The sequence below is a fragment of the Oceanimonas marisflavi genome, assembly GCF_003049725.1.
In the GTDB taxonomy this organism is placed as follows: Bacteria; Pseudomonadota; Gammaproteobacteria; order Enterobacterales; family Aeromonadaceae; genus Oceanimonas; species Oceanimonas marisflavi.
Map to the genome: position 1 here is coordinate 43,116 of NZ_QAGM01000006.1, position 14,071 is coordinate 57,186.

The following is a 14,071-nucleotide window of genomic DNA, read 5'->3' on the forward strand; positions in this document are numbered from 1 at the left end:
GTGAGTGCATATGTATCTGACGCAACTGGATGAACGGCTGTGGTTTCCCGACCCCAGCACGGCGCTGGATGATCCCGAAGGCCTGCTCGCCGTGGGCGGCGATCTGCGCCCCGAGCGCTTGCTGCTGGCCTACCGCATGGGCATTTTTCCCTGGTTTGACGAATCCCAGCCGCCGCTGTGGTGGTCACCCAGCCCGCGGGCCGTGCTGGTGCCCGGTGAGCTTCACGTGAGCCGCAGTCTGGCCAAACTGGCGCGCCGGCAGCGCTACCGGCTGACGGTAAACCACGCCTTTGAGGAAGTGATCCACTATTGCCGGGAGCTGCGCGAAGCCGGCCCCGGCACCTGGATCACTCCCGATATTGAACGCAATTACTGCCGGCTGCATCACATGGGTCATGCCCATTCCGTTGAAGTATGGGACGGGCAGCGGCTGGTGGCCGGGCTCTATGGCATTGGCCTGGGCCGGCTGTTCTGCGGCGAGTCCATGTTTCATCGGGTGAGCAACGGCTCCAAGCTGGCCATGCTGGGGCTGTGCCGGCACTTTGCCGCTCACGGCGGTGAGCTTGTCGACTGCCAGCTGCCCAATCCGCACCTGCAGAGCCTGGGAGTGACAAGCTGGCCCAGATCCCGCTTTCTGCATAAACTCAAAGAGCTGCAACACGCGCCCATTTCTGCCCGCTGCTGGCAACCGAGTGAACTGAGCCTATGAGGGAAGTGAATCTGAAAGTGGGGCTCACCCCCAAACACCCCTGCAGTTACCTGCCGGGGCGGCTGGAGCAACTGCTGGTGCTGCTCGACCGGGAGCTGCTTTGCCCGCAGGGCTATGAGCAACTGTTAACCGCAGGGTTTCGCCGCAGCGGCTCCGATATTTACCGGCCCCGCTGCCAGGCCTGCCAGGCCTGCGAGTCGTTGCGCATTGCGGTGGCCGATTTTGTGCCCGGGCGCAGTCAGAAACGCATCTTGCGCAAAAACCGGGATTTGCGCATGGTGCTCAGCGAGCACGACAAACCCGAGTATTTCGAGCTGTACCGGCACTATATTAATCAGCGCCATCAGGATGGCAGCATGTATCCTGCCAGCCGCCAGCAGTATGAAGGTTTTCTGCTGTGCCACTGGCTGCCCCCCGTGTTTATGGAGTTTCGCGCCGGCAACCGCCTGATTGCGGTGGCGGTTACCGATTTGCTGAGCGACTCGCTCAGCGCCATGTATACCTTTTATGACCCGGACGAAGAGCACCGCTCTCTGGGCACCTTTGCCATTCTCAGCCAGATCCAGCTGACTAAAAATCTGAACAAGCACTGGCTCTATCTGGGCTACCAGGTAGATGGCTGCCGGAAAATGAATTACAAACAACATTTCCGACCCCATCAAAGGCTGATCCATGGCCAGTGGCAAACGATGAAAGACGGAGCATAAACTTTACACTGAATGCGAAATCCGGCATGATCCCAGCCGTTTTATTGCCTGCGTTAACAAGAGGACTCAATGGCTAAAGAAGACAGTATCGAAATGCAGGGGACCATTCTGGAAACCCTGCCCAACACCATGTTTCGCGTTGAGCTGGAAAACGGCCATGTGGTCACCGCTCACATCTCCGGCAAGATGCGCAAAAACTACATCCGTATCCTGACCGGTGACAAGGTCACTGTCCAGCTGACTCCCTACGACCTGTCCAAGGGCCGCATCGTCTTCCGCTCCCGCTGAACCACTCCCCCCGTTTCGGTTAAGGCACAGGCTTAAACAGCCAGGGGCGATCCATCGCCCTGTATCGCCAGGCAACGTTTTGTTTACGCTGGAAGAAAAAATGCCCGGCGCCTGTAGGCGCCGCTTTAGCTGGCGCAAACCTGAAGACCATTGTGTCTTCAAGGCCTGTTGCACAGGCCCTGCCGACTAAAGTGGCAGCTACAGCCGGGCCGAAACCACATCATTTACGTAATGTCATTGGTATTACGCCATGGATGCTTCCGACTGAAACTCGAAGTGCAGCTCGTCCCCTTCCAGGGTCACCCGCACCGATCCCCCGCCGACCAGTTCACCAAACAGCAGTTCGTTGGCCAGCGGCTTTTTCAGCTGCTCCTGGATCACCCGGCCCATGGGGCGGGCGCCCATTGACTTGTCGTAGCCTTTTTCCGCCAGCCAGTGGCGGGCCGGCTCGCTCACTTCCAGCGACACGCCCTTGGCGTCCAGCTGGGCCTGCAGCTCCACAATAAACTTGTCTACCACCCGGTGGATCACGTCCATATTGAGGTGGTTGAACCAGATGATATGGTCGAGCCGGTTGCGGAACTCGGGCGCAAAGGTGCGGTTGATTTCGGTCATGGCGTCATGACTGTGATCCTGCTGCTGGAAGCCGATGGACTTGCGCACGGTTTCCTGCACCCCGGCGTTGGTGGTCATCACCAGGATCACATTGCGGAAGTCCGCCTTGCGGCCGTTGTTGTCGGTGAGGGTGCCGTTGTCCATCACCTGCAGCAGAATGTTGAACACATCCGGGTGCGCCTTTTCAATCTCGTCGAGCAGCAGCACCGCATGAGGGTGCTTGATCACCGCATCGGTGAGCAGGCCGCCCTGATCAAAGCCCACATAGCCCGGAGGGGCGCCAATCAGCCGTGATACCGTGTGCGCTTCCATGTATTCGGACATGTCAAAACGGATCAGCTCAATGCCGAGAATGCGCGCCAGCTGCTGGGTGACTTCCGTTTTACCCACCCCGGTGGGGCCGGCAAACAGGAAAGAGCCGATGGGACGTTTTTCGTTACCCAGGCCGGCCCGGGTCAGGCGGATGGAGTCGGTGAGCACGGAAATGGCCTTGTCCTGGCCAAACACCACCATTTTCAGGTTGGGCTCCAGGTTTTTCAGGGCCTCCTTGTCGGAGCTGGACACGGACTTTTCCGGAATACGGGCAATCTTGGCCACAATGGCCTCGATGTCGCCCACCCCTATGGTCTTCTTGCGCTTGGACGGCGGCAGCATGCGCACCTGGGCGCCGGCCTCGTCGATCACGTCAATGGCCTTGTCGGGCAGGTGCCGGTCGTTGATGTACTTGGCCGACAACTCCGCCGCCGCCCGCAGCGCCTTGCTGGTGTAGCGCACATCGTGGTGGGATTCGTACCGGGTTTTCAGCCCCTGCAGTATCTTGGCGGTATCATCGACGGACGGCTCCAGAATGTCGATCTTCTGAAAACGCCGGGCCAGGGCCCTGTCTTTCTCGAAGATCTGGCTGTATTCCTGATAGGTGGTGGAGCCCACACAGCGGATTTGCCCGCTGGACAGCAACGGCTTGAGCAGGTTGGCCGCGTCGAGCTGACCGCCGGAGGCGGCGCCGGCACCGATAATGGTGTGGATCTCGTCGATAAACAGAATGGCGCCCTTTTGCTTTTCAAATTGCTTGAGCACCGCCTTGAAGCGTTTTTCAAAATCCCCCCGGTATTTGGTGCCCGCCAGCAGCGAGCCCATGTCGAGGGAGTAGATGGTGCTGCCGGCGATGATCTCCGGCACATCGTTATGCACAATGCGGTAGGCCAGGCCTTCGGCAATGGCGGTTTTACCCACCCCGGCTTCTCCCACCAGCAAGGGGTTGTTCTTGCGCCGGCGGCACAATACCTGAATGGTGCGGTTGAGCTCCTGATCACGGCCGATCAGCGGATCGATGCGGCCTTCCTTCACCCACTGATTCAGGTTGATGACAAAACCTTCGGTCTGGTTGCTGGCGGCCTCGTCACTTTGCTCTTCCTTCTGGGAGGAAGAGGATTCTTCCTGCTCGCCGTCCTTGCGAATGCCGTGAGACAGAAAATTGACCACATCGAGCCGGCCCACGCCGACCTTTTTCAGCAGATACGCCGCCTGGGACTCCTGCTCACTGAAGATGGCCACCAGCACATTGGCGCCGGTGACTTCGGCGTTGCCGGAAGACTGCACATGAAACACCGCCCGTTGCAGCACCCGCTGAAAACCCAGGGTAGGCTGGGTTTCGATTTCATCGTCCCCCACGGGGATCAACGGCGTGGTCTGTTCAATAAAGCTGTGGGTTTCACGGCGCAGCTGATCCATATCGGCACCACAGGCCTGCAGCGCTTCCCTGGCCGCCGGATTGTCGAGCAGGGCCAGCAACAGGTGCTCCACCGTCATGAACTCGTGACGAGAGCGACGGGCTTCGTTGAAGGCGTCGTTCAGCGTGCTCTCAAGATCTTTGTTCAACATAGGCACCTCCCCTAAAAAACGTCGATAACCCCGTGTTTCGGGTTATTTTCACGCCTGCTCCATGGTGCACAACAGCGGATGTTCGTGCGTACGGGCAAACTTGTTCACTTGCGCTACCTTGGTTTCCGCAATTTCTGCGGTAAATTCGCCACAGACCCCCTTTCCCTGATAGTGAACCGACAACATCACTTCGGTGGCCTTGTCCATGTCCATGGAAAAAAACTTCTGCAGCACTTCCACAACAAAATCCATGGGGGTGTAGTCATCATTATTCAAGATGACCTTGTACATAGGAGGGGGTTGCAGCGCGGTTTCTTCCGCCTCCTTCAGTTTGTCATCAAGGGTATGCTGTGTTCTCCTGCCCATATATTTACTCTAAATCACACTATTGAATCCTGCTACCAAAGCAGACTCGCGGTCGCTCTGTCGCATTCCTGATTCCACCCTACCGCCTGTAACCTTGCTGTCAACTGCAGCCAGGGGGAGCAGACGGCTTTTGTGCTTGCAGTCAGCGCTTCACAGACGCAGCACTTGACTCCCCCACCGGTTGCTCTAGAGTGGTTAACTGGCAGTCAGAAAGCTTCGTATGAAGCTTTCTGAATGGCCGCATCCGGCGAAAATCGCTGTAGTTATAATTGGCCACTGCCACTTTCTCAATGTTGTTTAGGATGTTTGAGTAAAAGGATGCACGAGTATGACAACCGGAACGGTTAAGTGGTTTAACAATGCCAAGGGATTTGGTTTTATCTGCCCCGCAGAAGGTGGCGAAGATGTATTCGCTCACTTTTCCACCATTCAGATGGAGGGATACCGGACTCTGAAGGCGGGGCAGGTCGTTCGCTACCAAATAGAAAAAGGCCCCAAGGGGAATCATGCGGTCAGCATTATCCCCGAGGCACAGCCTGCATAATAAAGCACGGGAAGACAATCATTCCCAGTAAGCAAGGGGCGCTCCGGCGCCCCTTCTTCGTTGTTGCACTTCAGGTGCCGAGCCACTCTTCTGGCCACAAGTTCTTGCCGTTTGCTGTACTGTGCACTTTCGTCGGCCAAAGCGCACTGCTTCTCCGGCACGCCGTGAACCCATCCATGGGGGCTCCGCTGCGCCATCCCTGGCGCAGAGGGCACGGCGAAGCAGACACCCTTTGCCCTCCTTCGGATACTCGGAACTGACTGACCGCATACAGGCAGCGCCGATGTTGCTCGAAGTGGCAGCGGGGATTGCCGTAGCCGACCGTCAAATGCCAGGGATGGCATTTGCCGAGCGTCCCATGGATGGGCTGGAAGCGTGTCGGCGGAGCGCAACCGCGCTGCCGCTTCGCATGGCGATCGTTTTCTGCAATTTGTCTCAGGTGCCGAGCCAGTGGCTGAGGCCATAGCCCAGCAAGGCCAGCCCCAGCAGGGCAAAACCCACTTTTTGGGCATGATGCCGCCATAGTTGCAATGCCCGCTCGCCGGTCAGGCGCACCAGCAGCGCCAGTCCGAAATAGCGAATGCCCCGGCCAATGGCCGAGGCCAGCATAAACAGCACCAGGGAATAGCTCACGGCGCCGGCGGCCAGCATGGCCACCTGAAACGGCACCGGCGTGATGCCCACCATGACAATGGCCATAAAGCCGTTGCCTGCCAGCTCCTCACTGAAGGTTTCAAACGTTTCCTGACCATTCACCCTGTGCAGCAGCCACTGCCCCGGACCGTCAAACAGCCAGGCGCCCAGGCCATAGCCCAGCAGGGCGCCGCACAGGCAGCCGGCCAGAGCCGCCGCCGCCAGCCGCCAAAGGCGCTGCCGCTCAATCAGCATCAGCGGGATCAGCAGCAGCTCCAGCGGTATGGGCAGGATCAGCGCTTCCAGCAACGAGGCCACAAACACCACCGGCAGCAGCCAGCCCGAGCCGGTCACCTTTTTCAGCCAGGTCGGCAGTTGCTCATGAGCTTCGGTCAAGCACCCTCCAGCGCAATGGGATCAGGTTTTCCAGTGTGCCAGATGCCGGCGCGCTTTTCCCCGTTACCGGGCTTTGTTAAGTTAAAGACTGACACGCCCCCAATGGAATGCACCCGATGGAAGCCAACCTGCTCGCCCCCGCTCTTTTGTCGCCCGATGAACTGACCCTGTCCCGCTGCAAGGACATTCTGGCCCGCCTGCAGAGCTGGCTGGAACAGCGCTTTGATGCCGGCGACGATATCAACGAGCTGGTGTGCACCCGCTCCCAGCATATGGATCAGCTGCTTACCGGGCTGTGGACCCGCCATGGCCTGCACCGGCAGCCGGAGCTGGCACTGGTGGCGGTGGGCGGCTATGGCCGGGGCGAACTGCACCCCTGCTCCGATATCGATCTGCTGATCCTGAGCCGTGAAGAGCTGAACGACGGCCTGAGCGAACGCATCGGAGACTTTGTGACCCAGCTGTGGGATCTGCATCTGGAGGTGGGCCACAGCGTACGCTCGGTAGCCGAGTGCGTGGCCCAGGGCGAGCAGGACATTACCGTGGCCACCAACCTGATTGAGGCGAGGCTGATCACCGGTTGCTATGACACCTTTGCCGGGCTTACCCAGGCCACGGCGCCGGCGCGGTTCTGGCCCAGCCAGGCCTTTTTTGAAGCCAAGCGCCAGGAGCAGGAGCAGCGCCATCGCCAGTTCCGGGACACCAGCTACAAGCTGGAGCCGGACATCAAGAACAGCCCCGGCGGTCTGCGCGACATTCAGACCATCAGCTGGGTGGCCCGCCGTCACTTTGGCGCCACCACCCTGGGAGAAATGGTCAGCCACGGCTTTCTCAGCGAGGCGGAATACGAGGAGCTGCAGGACTGCCAGACCTTTTTGTGGAAGCTGCGCTTTGCCCTGCATACCGTGATCCGCCGGCCCGACAACCGGCTGCTGTTCGATCGTCAGCGCGCCGTGGCCACCGCCCTGGGCTATGCCGGCGAGGGCAATGAGCCCATTGAGCGCATGATGAAGCGCTATTACCAGACGGTGCGCCGGGTGGCCGAACTCAACGAGCTGCTGCTGCAGCTGTTTGACGAGGCCATTCTCGGCCACATTGCCATGGATGTGAAAAGCCTGACCCCGGAGTTCCGGCTGCGCGGGCGACTGATTGACGTGGCCGATCCCGAATTGTTTCTGCGGGAGCCGGCGGCCATTTTGCGGCTGTTTTACCAGATGGCCGTCCACTCCCAGATCACCGGCATCTATTCCACCAGCCTGCGTCAGCTGCGCGAGGCCCGCCGCGGCCTGAGCGGTTATCTGTGCGAGCGGGCCGATTGCCGCCGGTTGTTCATGATGCTGCTCCGCCACCCCGGCAGCGGCCGGCTGGCGCTGACCCTGATGCACCGCTACGGCGTGCTGGCGGCCTATTTTCCCCAGTGGAACAAGATTGTCGGCCAGATGCAGTTCGACATGTTTCACGCCTACCCGGTGGACGAGCACACCCACCGGGTGCTGAAGAACATCGGCCGGTTCCGCGATGCGGATCGCAGGCGCAGCCATCCCCTTTGCCATGAGATCAGCAACCGCTTGCGCCGGCCCGAGCTGCTGCTGCTGGCGGGTCTGTTTCACGATATTGCCAAGGGCCGGGGCGGCGATCATTCCGATCTGGGCGCCGACGATGCGCTGGCCTTTTGCCTGCAGCACGATCTCGACCGCTCCGACGCCCGCCTGGTGTCCTGGCTGGTGCGCCAGCATTTGCTGATGTCGGTCACCGCCCAGCGCCGGGACATTCACGACCCGGAGGTGATCCGCGAGTTTGCCACTCAGGTACGGGACGAGCTGCATCTGGACTTTCTCTACTGCCTGACCGTGGCCGATATCTGCGCCACCAACGACACCCTGTGGAACGACTGGAAGGGCAGCCTGCTGCGGGAACTGTATTTTGCCACCCAGAAGGCCCTGCGCCGGGGGCTGGAAAACCCGCCGGATCTGCGCCTGCGCATTCGCGAAAACCAGCAGCAGGCCCGCCGGCTGCTGGATCATCTGGACACCCCCTATGAGCAGGTCAAGCCGCTGTGGACCCGCTTTCCCGCCGATTATTTTCTGCGTCACAGTCCGGAGCAGATCGCCTGGCACAGCCGGCATATTCTGGCCCATGGCGACAGCCGCCTGCCGCTGGTGCAGATCAGCCAGCAGCCGGGCCGGGGCGGCAGTGAGCTGTTTATCTACAGCCCCGACTCTCCCAACCTGTTTGGCCGGGTAGCGGCGGCGCTGGGCCAGAAGAACCTCAATATTCACGATGCCCAGATCATGACCTCAAAAGACGGTTTTGCGCTGGATACCTTTATTGTGCTGGAGCCCGACGGCCAGCCGGTGAGCGGCGACCGGCTGAGCGAGCTGTGCCAGGATCTGGCGCTGGCACTGGACAGCAACACCGCCCCCGTGGTGCGCATTCGCCCGCCATCACGCCGCCACCGGGAGTTTCATGTGCCCACCCGGGTGCATTTTCTGGAGCCGGCCCGCCCCAGCAAACGCACCCTGATGGAGCTGATTGCCCTCGACACCCCCGGCCTGCTGGCCCGTATTGGCTCCGTATTCAGTCACCTGGGGCTGAACCTTCACGCCGCCAAGATCACCACCATCGGCGAACGGGTGGAAGACTTTTTCAGTCTCACCAACAGCGAGGATCGGCCATTAACTGAACAGGAGCAGGCGCAATTGCGAGAAAAGTTGGTGGATGAGCTCAACCACGAGGACAAAATGTGATAAAAGGTGCATCAATTTCAGGAAAAGCAACAAAATTAACGGAGTGAACACCATGGCAAACTTTGCTTTCGGTCTGGGCGTGGGCACCAAGTCCGCCAAGGGAGAATGGCTGGAGGTTTATTATAACCAGCCGCTGCTGAACGCCAGCGAGGCACTGATCAAGGCCGTTGCCGGAAAGACCGGCTACCAGGGTGGCAATGCCGCCATCGAACTCGATGCCGCTCAGCTGAGCGACCTGGCCGCGGCCTTCCGCGCTGCCGGCGCCGAACAGCAGGCCAGTATCGCCGACACCCTGGAAGGCACCAGCCAGCCGCTGGTGGTTACCATTCTGGAAACCGACGCCGCTCCCGCCAGCACCGCCGAGGTCTACCTCAAGCTGGCGCTGCTGTCGCACCGTCTGGTCAAGCCCCACGGTCTGGATCTGTCCGGCATGTTCGGTCTGCTGCCCAACGTGGCCTGGACCAGCGAAGGCGCCATTGCCGTGGACGAGCTGGCCCAGCGCCAGCTGCAGGCCCGTGCTCAGGGCCGCACCATCAGCGTGAACTCCGTGGACAAGTTCCCCAAGATGACCGACTACGTGGTCCCCGCCGGCGTACGCATCGGCGATGCTTCCCGCATTCGTCTGGGCGCCCACGTGGGTGAAGGCACCACCGTGATGCACGAAGGCTTTATCAACTTCAACGCCGGTACTCTGGGTGTGAGCATGGTGGAAGGCCGTATCTCCGCCGGTGTGGTAGTGGGCAACGGTTCCGATCTGGGTGGCGGCTGCTCCACCATGGGCACCCTGTCCGGTGGCGGCAATATCGTCATTTCCGTGGGTGAAGGCAGCCTGCTGGGCGCCAATGCCGGCCTGGGCATTCCGCTGGGTGATCGCTGCACCATCGAGTCCGGTCTGTATATCACCGCCGGCGCCAAGGTGACCGTGCTGGACGATCAGAACAATGAAGTGCAGACCGTGAAGGCCGCCGATCTGGCCGGCAAGCCGGATCTGCTGTTCCGTCGCAACTCCCAGACCGGCCGCATTGAGGTGAAGACCAACAAGTCCGCCATCGAGCTGAACGCCGAGCTGCACAAGCATAACTGATCCCCGTTTCCGGAGCGCAAGGGTAACGGAACAAACGGCGCTGTCTGGTACGGCGCCGTTTTTGTCTTCGCCGCCCACAAAACCACCACTCGCCGCACTTTTCTGCTATGATGCGCGCCCGCCATTCCGGCACTATTTATTTCCTGATACAGCGAAGCCTTCCGTGACCAATACCGATTTTTCCACCCTGCCCCTGGGGCCGACCCTGCTCGATAACCTGACCAGCCTGGAATACACCCGCATGACCCCCATTCAGGCTCAAGGCCTGCCTCTGGTGCTGAGTGGCCAGGATGTGATCGCCCAGGCCAGCACCGGCAGCGGCAAGACCCTGACCTTTGGTCTGGGCCTGCTGTCACGGCTGGACGTCAGCCTGAACCAGGTGCAGGCCATGGTGCTGTGCCCCACCCGGGAGCTGGCGGATCAGGTCGCGCGGGAGCTGCGCAAGCTGGCCCGGGCCATGGCCAACGTCAAGCTGGTGTCGCTGTGCGGCGGCTCGCCCACCGCGGCCCAGACCGCCACTCTGGGGTTTGGTGCGCATATCGTGGTGGGCACCCCGGGACGCATGCTCAAGCACCTGCAACAGGGCAGCCTGAACCTGGATGCCCTCCACACCCTGGTGCTGGACGAGGCGGATCGCATGCTCGACATGGGCTTTGCCGACGATATCCGCAAGGTGGTGGCCTTTGCCCCCGCCGAACGCCAGACCCTGCTGTTTTCCGCCACCTACCCCGAGGGCATTGCCGAACTGAGCCGGGGCCTGCAGCGTCAGCCACACACCATAACGGTGGCCGATGAGCACAACCGCGACAATATCGTGGAGCTGCTGTTTGAAACCACCCTTGAGCAGCGCAAGGCCGCGCTGGCCACCCTGCTGGCTCATTACGCCCCTGCCTCGGCGGTGGTGTTCTGCAATACCAAGCGGGCCTGTCAGGAAGTGGCCGATCACCTTAACGGCCTGGGCTTTGCCGCCCTGGCGCTGAACGGGGATCTGGAGCAACGGGAGCGGGATCAGGTGCTGGTGCGCTTTGCCAACGGCAGCGCCAATATTCTGGTGGCCACCGACGTGGCCGCCCGTGGCCTGGACATCAAGGAGCTGGCGGCGGTGATCAACTACGACATCACCCAGGATCCCGAAGTGCATGTGCATCGCATTGGCCGCACCGGCCGCGCCGGTGAGCAGGGACTGGCGCTGAGCCTGTACAGCCCGCAGGAAGCCTTTCGGGTCAATATGATCGAGGAATATCAGCAGGCGCCCATGGCGCAGGGATCACTGGACGCCCTGAATGACCGGGCCGCGCCGCGCCAGCCGGAGATGGTCACCCTGAATATTGCCGGCGGCCGCAAGAGCAAGATCCGCGCCGGCGACATTCTCGGCGCCCTCACCCGGGATGCCGGCATTGCCGGTGATCAGGTGGGCAAGATCGACATCACCGAAATGCAGTCTTACGTGGCGGTACACAAAAGCGTGGCCCGGCAGGCGCTGCGGCATTTGCAGCAGGGCAAAATAAAGGGCCGCAGCGTGCGGGCCAGCCGCCTGGGCTGACCGCCGGGTTAATCATGCACTTATTGCCTGCCGGGCCTGTAGGCGCCGCTTTAGCCGGCGCAAATTCGCAAACAACGGTGTATTCAAGGCCTGTTGCACAGGCCCTGCCGGCTAAAGCGGCAGCTACAAAAGACCTCAAGGGTCTGGTTTAACGCCGGGGGGCGTTATGACTCGTTAAAGTTGCGGTGAATATAGTCTACCTTGGCCATAAACTGCTCCTTCAGGCCATTGGTGGCGTAGTCGAAGTGGTAGCTCTGGTGAAAATTGAGCTGCAGGGTCACGCCGCTGCCTTCCAGCACCACGCTGTAACCGTCGAAGTCGCTTTTGGCCACTATGCCTTCCAGCATATGGCCGTCTTCATAGGGCTCGCCAAAGCGGCGGATTTTGTCGAACACTTCCAGAATAACGCGGTTGTCCAGTTCGTTCTGCATCTGTTTCTCCTTGTTTAAAGCGGCCATACCCACAATAACATGGGCACGCTGACAGCCACCACCAGCAGCTCCAGGGGCAGCCCCAGCCGCCAGTAATCACCAAAGCGAAAACCACCTGGTCCCAGAATAAGTGTATTGTTCTGATGGCCGATGGGGGTAAGAAAAGCACAGGAGCCGCCAATGGCCACCGCCATTAAAAAGGGATCCGGGCTGACCGCCAGCTGGTTGGCGGCCCCCAGCGCAATGGGGCACATGACCGCGGCCGTGGCGGCGTTGTTCATCAGATCCGACAGCGTCATGGTCACCACCAGGATCAGCACCAGGGCCACCAGCGCACTGCCCTGGGCAATGCCATCAAGCAACAGGGAGGCGATAAGACGGGCAGTACCGCTGGTCTCCATCACATCCGCCACCGGGATCAGCGCTCCCAGCAGCACCACCACCGGCCAGTCGACCGCGTTGTATACCGAGCGGGGTGGCACGGTGCGAAACACCATGGACGCCAGCACCCCGGCGGCAAAAGACACCGCCGCCGGCAGCCAGCCCAGGGCCGCCACCGTGACCGAGGCCGCCATGATGCCGGCCGCGGTCAGCGCCTTTTTCTTGTCGGGAATACGCAGATCCCGCTCCGCCAGGGGCACACAGCCGGTGGCCGAAGCAAATTCGGCAATCAGCTCGGGCGAACCCTGCATCAGCAGCAGATCCCCGGCGCGAAAGGCCAGTGCCCGCAGCCGCTTGAAGGAGCGCTGGCCCTGACGGGATACTGCCAGCAGGTTGACGCCAAAGCGGGAACGCAGCTGAATGCCCCGGGCGGTGCGCCCCAGCAGCTCGGAGCTGGGCAGGATCACCAGCTCCATCAGCATCACTTCGTCGGAGCCGTCGTCCTTTTTTTCCTTCCTGTCTTTTTGGGGCTTTTCTTCGCTGTTGTTTTCGACAGCCGTATCAGCACCGGCGCTGTCCTTTTCTTTCTCTTTCTCTTTTTCCTTTTGTCGTTCTTCCTTGGTGGCCTGGGCTTCTTCCAGCTTCAGCCCCAGGCTGGACAGGGCATGGGACAGGGTGTCGGCCTCGGCTTCCAGCATCAGAATATCGCCGGCCCGGATGCGCCGGCGCGGGCTGGGTGTCATGACCCGCACCTCGTTACGCACCAGCCCCAGTACCTGGGCATCGGCCTCCACCAGCGCCAGCTCCAGCTCCCGCAGCGTAAGTCCTTCCGCCTTGCAGCCCACCGGCACCCGGGCCTCGGTAATGTAGGCGCCGGACTCAAAGCCTTCGATGCCCGCCTGCTTGCGCTCGGGCACCAGCCGCCAGCCCACCAGCGTCACAAAGGCCACCCCCAGAGCGGCCACCGCCAGCCCCACCGGCGTGTAATCGAACATGCCAAAACCTTCGGCGCCGCTGGCCTGGCGAAAACCGGAGACAATCAGATTGGGCGGGGTACCGATCAGGGTGGTCATGCCCCCCAGTATGGTGCCAAAGGCCAGGGGCATCAGAATACGGCCCGGCGGCAACTGCTGCCGACGGGCCATTTGCAGGGCCACCGGCATCAGCAGCGCCAGCGCCCCCACATTGTTCATAAAGGCCGACAGCACAGCCCCCAGCCCGGTCAGGGCCACCATGGCCAGCACGGGGCCGGACTGACTGGGCAGAAAGGTACGCGCCAGCACATCCACCGCCCCCGAGCTTTGCAGCCCCTTGCTCAGCACCAGCACACAGGCCACGGTGATCACCGCCGGATGAGACAGTCCCTCAAAGGCCACCTCGGCGGGCACCAGGCCGGTGAGAATACAGGCCAGCAGCGCGCCGGCGGCCACCATATCGTGCCGCCAGCGTCCCCACAAAAACATGCCCACGGTGGCGACCAGAATGGCAAGAATGGTGATCTGCGCCTGATCCATGATTTCCGCTCCTGAAATGGGCACATCCCGTGCCACCATGGCGACCGGAACCTTCCCTTTAACCGGAACCGGAACACCGACAGATTTTGCCCGAGTGTAGCAGCCCGGCCCCGGCGGCTGACAACAGAAAAATGATAATAGCTTGAATATAAAGGCGTAAAACGGATTAACGTAATCGCGGTTGCCATCGTCGTGGTGTTTGTGACACGGGCAGGCTAAGATCGCTGTTTTT

At 61.0% G+C, this 14,071-nt stretch carries 12 protein-coding genes; 7 read left to right on the top strand and 5 right to left on the bottom strand.

The window, feature by feature from the left end:
* Positions 1-10 precede the first annotated feature (10 nt).
* The 3 genes from aat (at position 11) to infA (ending at position 1,704) form a co-directional block, all read left to right on the top strand.
* On the top strand, positions 11-709 hold the full coding sequence (aat, locus tag DA373_RS05500) for a leucyl/phenylalanyl-tRNA--protein transferase (protein ID WP_107851333.1): 699 nt from the start codon (positions 11-13) through the stop codon (positions 707-709).
* Complete coding sequence (locus tag DA373_RS05505) at positions 706-1,416, top strand: arginyltransferase (RefSeq protein ID WP_107851334.1); 711 nt, start codon at positions 706-708, stop codon at positions 1,414-1,416. Before aat ends, DA373_RS05505 begins: the two co-directional genes overlap by 4 nt.
* Positions 1,417-1,485: 69 nt before the next feature.
* Positions 1,486-1,704 carry a translation initiation factor IF-1 gene (gene infA / locus DA373_RS05510; RefSeq protein WP_014291892.1) on the top strand — a complete coding sequence of 73 codons (219 nt, stop codon included), beginning with the start codon at positions 1,486-1,488 and terminating at the stop codon, positions 1,702-1,704.
* A gap of 243 nt (positions 1,705-1,947) precedes the next feature.
* On the opposite strand, the gene clpA is transcribed toward infA, so the two are convergent.
* Together clpA and clpS are read right to left on the bottom strand one after the other, a co-directional pair.
* The gene (gene clpA / locus DA373_RS05515; RefSeq protein ID WP_107851335.1) at positions 1,948-4,200 is read right to left on the bottom strand and encodes an ATP-dependent Clp protease ATP-binding subunit ClpA; all 2,253 of its coding nucleotides are present in this window, start codon (positions 4,198-4,200) and stop codon (positions 1,948-1,950) included.
* A 48-nt stretch (positions 4,201-4,248) separates the two neighbouring features.
* A complete protein-coding gene (gene clpS / locus DA373_RS05520) occupies positions 4,249-4,566 on the bottom strand; it encodes an ATP-dependent Clp protease adapter ClpS (RefSeq protein ID WP_019934184.1) in 318 nt (105 codons plus the stop codon).
* A gap of 328 nt (positions 4,567-4,894) precedes the next feature.
* Here clpS and cspD point away from each other — a divergent pair, with 328 nt between their 5' ends.
* On the top strand, positions 4,895-5,110 hold the full coding sequence (gene cspD, locus DA373_RS05525) for a cold shock domain-containing protein CspD (RefSeq protein ID WP_107851336.1): 216 nt from the start codon (positions 4,895-4,897) through the stop codon (positions 5,108-5,110).
* Between the two features lie 435 nt (positions 5,111-5,545).
* Here cspD and DA373_RS05530 read toward each other — a convergent pair whose 3' ends face one another.
* Positions 5,546-6,139: a YqaA family protein gene (locus DA373_RS05530; protein ID WP_107851337.1), complete on the bottom strand. Its 594-nt coding sequence runs from the start codon at positions 6,137-6,139 to the stop codon at positions 5,546-5,548.
* A 116-nt stretch (positions 6,140-6,255) separates the two neighbouring features.
* Here DA373_RS05530 and glnD point away from each other — a divergent pair, with 116 nt between their 5' ends.
* The 3 genes from glnD (at position 6,256) to dbpA (ending at position 11,513) form a co-directional block, all read left to right on the top strand.
* The gene (gene glnD, locus DA373_RS05535) at positions 6,256-8,886 is read left to right on the top strand and encodes a bifunctional uridylyltransferase/uridylyl-removing protein GlnD (RefSeq protein WP_107851338.1); all 2,631 of its coding nucleotides are present in this window, start codon (positions 6,256-6,258) and stop codon (positions 8,884-8,886) included.
* Positions 8,887-8,938: 52 nt separating this feature from the next.
* The gene (dapD, locus tag DA373_RS05540) at positions 8,939-9,970 is read left to right on the top strand and encodes a 2,3,4,5-tetrahydropyridine-2,6-dicarboxylate N-succinyltransferase (protein ID WP_107851339.1); all 1,032 of its coding nucleotides are present in this window, start codon (positions 8,939-8,941) and stop codon (positions 9,968-9,970) included.
* Between the two features lie 163 nt (positions 9,971-10,133).
* Entirely contained in the window at positions 10,134-11,513 is a 1,380-nt protein-coding gene (gene dbpA, locus DA373_RS05545; RefSeq protein ID WP_107851340.1) for an ATP-dependent RNA helicase DbpA, read from the top strand.
* Between the two features lie 164 nt (positions 11,514-11,677).
* Here the strand turns inward: dbpA and DA373_RS05550 are convergent, their stop codons facing one another.
* Together DA373_RS05550 and DA373_RS05555 are read right to left on the bottom strand one after the other, a co-directional pair.
* Positions 11,678-11,944 (bottom strand): DUF3081 domain-containing protein, encoded by a 267-nt coding sequence (locus DA373_RS05550; RefSeq protein ID WP_107851341.1) that lies wholly within the window; start codon positions 11,942-11,944, stop codon positions 11,678-11,680.
* A 14-nt stretch (positions 11,945-11,958) separates the two neighbouring features.
* Positions 11,959-13,839 (bottom strand): SLC13 family permease, encoded by a 1,881-nt coding sequence (locus DA373_RS05555; RefSeq protein ID WP_107851342.1) that lies wholly within the window; start codon positions 13,837-13,839, stop codon positions 11,959-11,961.
* Between the last annotated feature and the right edge of the window lie 232 nt (positions 13,840-14,071).